General features: G+C 65.8%; 6 protein-coding genes. All 6 read left to right on the top strand.

Going from position 1 to position 7,196, the window contains the following annotated elements; all coding sequences use genetic code 11:
• Positions 1 to 90 precede the first annotated feature (90 nt).
• The 6 genes from PCK14_RS03320 to PCK14_RS03295 all read left to right on the top strand — a co-directional run bounded on the left by PCK14_RS03320 (position 91) and on the right by PCK14_RS03295 (position 7,191).
• Positions 91 to 984: a F0F1 ATP synthase subunit gamma gene (locus PCK14_RS03320; protein WP_269937043.1), complete on the top strand. Its 894-nt coding sequence runs from the start codon at positions 91 to 93 to the stop codon at positions 982 to 984.
• Between the two features lie 51 nt (positions 985 to 1,035).
• Positions 1,036 to 2,493 carry a F0F1 ATP synthase subunit beta gene (gene atpD, locus PCK14_RS03315; protein WP_269937046.1) on the top strand — a complete coding sequence of 486 codons (1,458 nt, stop codon included), beginning with the start codon at positions 1,036 to 1,038 and terminating at the stop codon, positions 2,491 to 2,493.
• 2 nt (positions 2,494 to 2,495) lie between these two features.
• Entirely contained in the window at positions 2,496 to 2,786 is a 291-nt protein-coding gene (locus tag PCK14_RS03310) for a F0F1 ATP synthase subunit epsilon (RefSeq protein ID WP_269937042.1), read from the top strand.
• A gap of 10 nt (positions 2,787 to 2,796) precedes the next feature.
• Positions 2,797 to 3,228: a DUF2550 domain-containing protein gene (locus tag PCK14_RS03305; protein ID WP_269937041.1), complete on the top strand. Its 432-nt coding sequence runs from the start codon at positions 2,797 to 2,799 to the stop codon at positions 3,226 to 3,228.
• Between the two features lie 82 nt (positions 3,229 to 3,310).
• Positions 3,311 to 4,687, top strand: a complete 1,377-nt coding sequence (locus PCK14_RS03300; protein WP_269937040.1) for an alpha/beta hydrolase — start codon at positions 3,311 to 3,313, stop codon at positions 4,685 to 4,687.
• Positions 4,684 to 7,191, top strand: coding sequence for a DUF2156 domain-containing protein (locus tag PCK14_RS03295; RefSeq protein ID WP_269937039.1), 2,508 nt, complete (start codon positions 4,684 to 4,686; stop codon positions 7,189 to 7,191). Before PCK14_RS03300 ends, PCK14_RS03295 begins: the two co-directional genes overlap by 4 nt.
• Positions 7,192 to 7,196 lie beyond the last annotated feature (5 nt).

The raw sequence follows: 7,196 nt of genomic DNA, 5'->3' as shown, positions 1-7,196 counted from the left end.
TTACACCAACCCGGCGCCACACCCCCCTGCGGCGGGTGGGGCCCCCCTGTAGGGGCCAACAACCCGAACAAGGATAAGGAAAGGACAAACATGGGAGCCCAGATCCGGGTCTACCGCCAGAAGATCGCCTCGACCACGTCGATGCAAAAGATCTTCAAGGCGATGGAACTGATCGCTACGTCCCGTATTGGAAAGGCACGCACGCGTGTCGCGGCTTCGTTGCCGTACTCCAATGCGATCACCCGTGCCGTTTCTGCCGTTGCGTCCCAGTCCGAGGTCGACCACCCGCTGACAACCGAGCCGGAGTCAATCCGCCGGGCCGCAGTATTGGTGATGACTTCCGACCGTGGTCTTGCCGGATCCTACTCTGCCAGCGTTTTGAAGCAGGCAGAGCACCTTATCGAGTTGCTGCACGAAGAAGGAAAAGACGTCACGACCTACCTGGTCGGCCGCAAGGCGCAGGCGTACTTCGACTTCCGTGGCCGCGACTACGCCAAGGTGTGGACCGGTGGAACCGACGCGCCGGAGTTTGAAACTGCACGCGAACTTCGCGAAGCTTTGCTGGCCGACTTCGCCACTGACTTTGAAGAGGGTGGCGTGGATGAAATCCACGTCGTTTACACCCAGTTCAAGTCAATGGTCGTCCAGGAACCGACAGTGATTCGTCTGCTGCCGCTGGAAGTTGTTGAAGAAGAAGTCGAGTCTTCAGCCGACCTGCTGCCGCTGTACGAGTTCGAGCCCCGGCCGGAGGACGTCCTTGACGCCCTGTTGCCGCGGTACATCGAGTCACGCATCTTCTCCGCGCTATTGCAGGCAGCAGCTTCCGAGCTCGCGGCACGCCAGCGGGCCATGAAGTCCGCAGGCGACAACGCCAACGACTTGATCAAGAAGTACACGCGTCTTCGTAACAACGCCCGGCAGGCTGAAGTTACGCAGGAGCTCTCCGAGATTGTTGCGGGCGCTGACGCGCTCAACGCCTCTTAGCAGCCCAATTCATACTTATTCAATGCCATCTACACAAGTGAAGTGAGAGAGATGACTGCCCAACTCAACGAGCAGGGAACCGCAGCGAAGGCCGGTGCCACAGGCCGCATTGCGCGCGTTATCGGCCCGGTTGTCGACGTCGAATTCCCGGTTGACGGCCTTCCCGCCATTTACAATGCACTCACCACCGAGATCACTCTCAACGGTGAGACCAAGACCATCACCTTCGAAACCTCCCAGCACCTCGGAGACGGCCTGATCCGCGCCATCTCCCTGCAGGCCACCGACGGACTTGTCCGCGGCACCGCCGTGCAGGATCTGGGCCGGCCCATTTCCGTGCCGGTTGGCGACGGCGTCAAGGGCCACATCTTCAACGTCTTGGGCGAGCCCCTCGATGTGAAGGAATCGGAACTGAACATTTCCGAGCGCTGGCCCATCCACCGCAAGCCCCCGGCATTTGCAACCCTCGAGGGCTCCACGGAGATGCTCGAGACGGGCATCAAGTCCATTGACCTTCTGACCCCCTACATCAAGGGTGGAAAGATTGGCCTCTTCGGCGGCGCCGGTGTTGGCAAGACGGTTCTGATCCAGGAAATGATCACCCGTGTTGCACGCAACTTCGGTGGTACCTCGGTATTCGCCGGTGTTGGCGAGCGTACCCGTGAAGGCAACGACCTCTGGGTCGAAATGGAAGAGGCAGGTGTTCTCAAGGACACCGCACTGGTCTTCGGCCAGATGGATGAGCCGCCGGGAACGCGTCTGCGCGTTGCCCTGTCGGCGCTGACCATGGCCGAGTACTTCCGCGATGTGCAGAACCAGGACGTGTTGCTCTTCATCGACAACATCTTCCGTTTCACACAGGCCGGTTCCGAGGTTTCCACGCTGCTGGGCCGCATGCCTTCAGCTGTGGGTTACCAGCCCAACCTGGCCGATGAGATGGGTCTCCTGCAGGAGCGCATCACCTCGACCAAGGGTCACTCCATCACGTCCATGCAGGCCGTTTACGTGCCTGCTGATGACTACACGGACCCGGCCCCGGCCGCGACCTTCGCCCACCTGGATGCGACCACGGAACTTTCCCGTGAAATCGCTTCACGTGGCCTGTACCCGGCCATCGATCCGCTGACCTCCACGTCACGCATCCTTGACCCGCAGTACGTGGGCCAGGCCCACTACGACACCGCAGTGCGTGTCAAGCAGATCCTGCAGAAGAACAAGGAACTGCAGGACATCATCGCGATCCTCGGCATCGACGAGCTCGGTGAAGAGGACAAGATCGTCGTGGCCCGTGCCCGCCGCATCCAGCAGTTCCTCTCGCAGAACACCTACACTGCCAAGCAGTTCACCGGCGTCGAAGGCTCCACGGTTTCCATTGCGGACACCATTGAAGGCTTCTCCGCGATCTGCAACGGCGACGTGGACCACATTGCCGAGCAGGCGTTCTTCAACATCGGCGGCATGGATGATGTTGAGCGCCAGTGGGCCAAGATCCAGGAATCGACCAAGTAGCCATGGCTGACCTCGAAGTTGAAATCGTAGCTGCGGACCACTTCGTGTGGTCCGGTGCGGCGACCCTTGTCAAGGGGTTCACCAGCGAGGGCGAGATTGGCATCCTGCCCGGTCACTCCCCGCTGCTCGCGGTTTTGGCGCCGGGCTTGCTGGAGATCGCTCCTGTTGGTGAATCACGCTTCTCTGTAGAGGTGGACGGCGGCTTCTTCTCGGTTGACAACAACCGGGTGGTCATCGTTGCCGACAATGCGCAGTTGAAGGACGGCGCAACGTCTGGCGCTGGGATTCGCTAGCAATCAATTGATGAACGAACTCGGTACGCCGTTCATCGCACTGGCCGGAGCATTCGGGCTGGTAGTATTTGCACTGTGCCTGTTCGGGGTGCGCCGCACAATGTTGCGGCGCGCCCTGGGCACGGTGGATGCCTCCATTTCCACAGCGGACAACCGCTGGGCAATGGGGGTTTGCCGTTACAAGGAGTCGGGCCTCGAGTGGGTCCGGCTCCTTTCGTTAAGCCCCCTCCCGGCCCGCACCATGGCACGGAGCAAGATCGTGCTGGTGGGCCGGCGGGAGCCCAGCGAACGGGAGCTGACGCGGGTTCCGCCCGGGACGGTGATCGTGGTGCTCTCCTATGAGAACCGTGAGATTCTCCTGGCCATGAAGTTCGGCGCCTATGCGGGCCTTTCCTCGTGGCTTGAGGCCGGGCCGCACACCGGTGCGGGGACTTGGCACTGACCTTGGGTGCCCTCCCTGCCGGAACTTTTGCACCAACCCTCCGCCCCTGCGGCAGGGGCAAGCTGCCACGGGCGGCGGACGCTTGAACTGGATCCTGGAGTTGGATCTGCTCAGCGGTCCGCTGCCCGTTGCCATTTCCCTGCTGGGCGCCGCTGCGCTTGGCTTCCTGCTGGCCAGGCGGTCCGGGCGTTGGCTGCTGTTCGCGGCAGCCTCCGCAGCTGCCGCCTTCCTGCTGGCGTGGATTGCCTGCTGGGCCGCCATCCACGTCTTCTTCCTCTGGTCCGAGGACCTGCCCTTGCGGGTTGTTGCCGTTGTGGCCCTGGTTCTGTGGGCTGTGGCCTTGGGCGGCACGACGGCGCTGGCCGGGGTGCGCCGCCGGGGAACCCGCCGCCGGGCTGCTGCCACCGTCCCCGCCGCACCGTGGCCTGCCCCCTCGCCCGCGCCAACCCTGCGCCGGCGGCTTCTGGCGGTGCTCTCAACCGCCGTCATTTTTCTCACTGCCGCCACGGCGCTGAACGTCATGTACGGGGACACCCCCACGGTGGGGGCGCTGCTGGGCCGGCACCCACAGGCCATCGAGGAACCCCCTCCTGCGCTGCAGCACGCCGGTGCGCCCCTGTTCATGGGCACGTCAGTGGCTGCGAGGTGGCAGGCCTCGCCCGGACTCCCGGCCGAGGGGAGGGTGCTCTCCGTCCCTATCCCGGGCACCGAGTCTGGCCTGGCGGCCCGCAATGCCGTGGTGTACCTGCCCCCGGCCTACGCCGCCGCCAAGCGACCCATCCTGCCGGTGCTGGTCCTCGTGGCCGGGCAGCCCGGATCGCCTGAATCGTGGCTGAGATCCACGAGCCTGGTGCACCAGCTCGACGCCTTTGCCGCCGCACACAGGGGCTTGGCGCCCCTGGTGGTCATTCCCGACCCCAACGGCAGTGACAACGCCAACACCATGTGCATGGACTCCGCACTGGGGCGGGCGGACACCTACATGGCAGTCGACGTCCCGGCCTGGATCAAGGCCCACCTGGACGCGGACAGCAACCCCGCGCACTGGGCTGTGGGCGGTTTTTCCTACGGCGGCACCTGCTCGCTGCAGATGGCCACACGGCACCCCGAGCTGTTTCACACCTTTATGGCCATTTCACCCGAGCGTGAACCGGCGCTGGCCGTGCAGCGCAGCGTGACAGTGGACCGCGCCTTCGGTGGTGACGCCGCGGCGTTTGACGCGCAGCTTCCCCTGACCTGGCTCGCGGAACACAAATATCCGCAAACCCACGGCTGGTTTGCCGCGGGTGCCCAGGATGCAACGTATTCTGCCAATGTGAAGACTCTTCGGGCCGCCGCTGACGCCGCCGGCATGACCACGGGCGGCGCCTCGTTCCCGGGCGGCCACACCTGGGCCGTGGCCAGCGAGGCACTGCCGCAGGGCTTCCGTTTCGTGTTCCCGCGGCTGGGGCTGTCATGACGGAGCCAGAGGGCACTGCACCGGCCGTGGCCCCCGGGCGCCGCGCAGCGTCCGCCAGGCGCGTGGTGGCAGCTGTTGCGCGCTGGGTGCGCCGCAGGCCCATGACGACCGCCCTGATGGCCGCCACGCTCGTTGTCCATGCACTGTCCGGGACCGGGCTGGGACGCATTCCTGCCGCGGTGGCCGGGGCGTGGGGTTACCAGCCCGCCGACCTGGGCGGGGGCCTGTGGTGGACCATGTTCACCTCGCCCCTGCTGAATTCCGGTGCCGGAACCATGCTGCTGGGCCTGGTGGTGCTGGGGGTGGTGCTGGGCCTGGCGGAATCCACTGTCGGCACGGTGCGCACGGCCGCGGTGTTCATCACCGTCCAGGTGGCAGCGGCCCTGCTCTTCACCTGGCTGCTGCCGCTGGCCAGCGCCCTGGAGCTCGATCGGCCAAGCGGGCTGGGCCCGGCCATGCTGCTGGGCCCAGCGGCGGCCTCGGTGGGTGCCCTGATGGCCGCGAGCCAGGCCATCAGCCTGTTGTGGCGCCGGCGCATCCGTGTCCTGGTGCTCGCTGCCGCCCTCATGTTCAGCATGTATGTGGGCCATGCGCAGTATGTTTTCATCTTGCTGGGGGCAGTGTCGGGGCTGGTGCTGGGGCGCCTGGCCATCCCCGCCGTGGGGCAGGGCGTGGTGGGCCGCTCCACGAGCCGCGAGGTGCGCACCAACCTGGCCGTGGTGGTGGCAGTGTTTGCCGTGGGCCCCTTTGCCGCGGCCGCAGCGCATGTGGCGGTGGGTCCGCTGGCCGTGCTCCGTGGCTGGATCACCGGCCAGGATGAGGCAGTGGCACACGGCCTGGACAGCTGTGATGCCGCCGCGGCCGCCTGCCATGCCGTGCTGCACAACCTGGGCTCCGGCTGGCACCTGCTGGCCCTGATGCCCATGGTCCTGCAGCTTGTTTGCGCCGAGGGCCTGCGCCGGGGCAACCGCCTGGCCCTGTGGGCCACCGTGTACCTGCTGCTGGTGATCGGGGTGGTCTCGGCCCTGTACTTCCAGGTGTTCGCAGGGGTTGGGTTGTCGCTGCGCAAGGGGCACCACAGCCTGACCATCAACGAGTCGGTGGTGGACCTGCTGCCCGTGGTGCTGGTGCCCCTGGCCATTGCCGTGCTCCTGCTGCTGAACCGGCGGCACTTCCGGGTGGACCCCGACCCGGCCCTGCGCCGCCGCCTGCTGGTGATCCTGCCGCTGATCCTGCTGGCCTTCCTTGGCCTGTACACGGCCGCCTGGCTCGCCGAGGGCAACTTGCAGGCCAGCACGCTGGGCTGGGTCTCGCTGCTGGCCGGGATTCCACGGATCCTGCTGCCGCTGCCCATTGCCTTCAACTATTCCTCCAGCGTGTACCCCAGGGGCCTGTTCTCCGAACTGCTTTTCAGCTTCGGCGGCACGCTGCTGTGGCTGGCCAGCGCAGTTGCCATTCTCGCGGTGTTCCTGAGCCGGCGCCAGCACAGCGGTCCCGACGCGGCCGGCCAGGCCCGGAGGCTCGTGCGCGAAGGCGGCGACTCGTTGTCATGGATGGCCCTGTGGCCCCGCAACCAGTACTGGTTCAACGCCGAGGGAACCGCGGGGGTGGCCTACCAGCCGCACAACGGCGTGGCGGTCACGGTGGGCGGGCCCATCGGGGACCAGTCCCTGTGCCAGGAAGCCGTGGATGGCTTCTTGGACTTCTGCCTGGAGGAGTCCCTCACGCCGTGCTTCTACTCCGTCAACGAGGGGCCGGCCGAGGCCCTTGAACGGCACGGCCACCGGCGCATCGAGGTTGCCTCCGAAACGCTGCTGGATGTGCAGACCATGGATTTCAAGGGCAAGGCCTGGCAGAACATCCGCACGGCGCTGAACAAGGCCGAGAAGCTGGGCGTTGAGGTGCTGTGGTGCCATTACAGCGAGCTCAGTTCCAGCCAGCGCACGCAGGTCCACGAGATTTCCGAGGACTGGGTCTCCGGGCAGGCATTGCCGGAGCTCGGCTTCACGCTGGGCGGGCTGGAGGAGCTCAAGGACGGCAGCGTGCTGCTGGGGCTGGCCATCGACGCCGCCGGGAAGGTCCATGCGGTGACCAGCTGGCTGCCCGTGCACTCTCAAGGTGCCGTGGTGGGCTGGACGCTGGACTTCATGCGCCGCGATTCCGCGGCCTTCAACGGCGTCATGGAATACCTCATTGCCAAGGCCGTGCGGCATTTTGCGCAGACGGTGGAGACCATTTCCCTGTCAGGTTCGCCGCTGTCCGGCAGCGGCGGGGCCGACGGCGGACTGGACCGCATCCTGGCGCTGCTGGCGCGCACACTGGAACCTGTTTACGGCTTTGCCTCGCTGGCCCAGTTCAAGTCGCGGTTCAAGCCCCGCCACCGCACGCTGTACCTCATGTACCGGGACCCGCTGGCCCTGCCGGCCATTGCGGCTGCCGTGGGCGAGGCGTACATGCCAGAACTGTCGGTGCGTTCCGTGGCCAGGCTCCTGCGCAGGACTTAAGCGCA

Source organism: Arthrobacter sp. HY1533 (assembly GCF_027568515.1).
Classification (GTDB): Bacteria; Actinomycetota; Actinomycetes; order Actinomycetales; family Micrococcaceae; genus Specibacter.
Note: the sequence above shows the minus strand (reverse complement) of the source record. Positions and strands in the feature narration are given on the sequence as shown.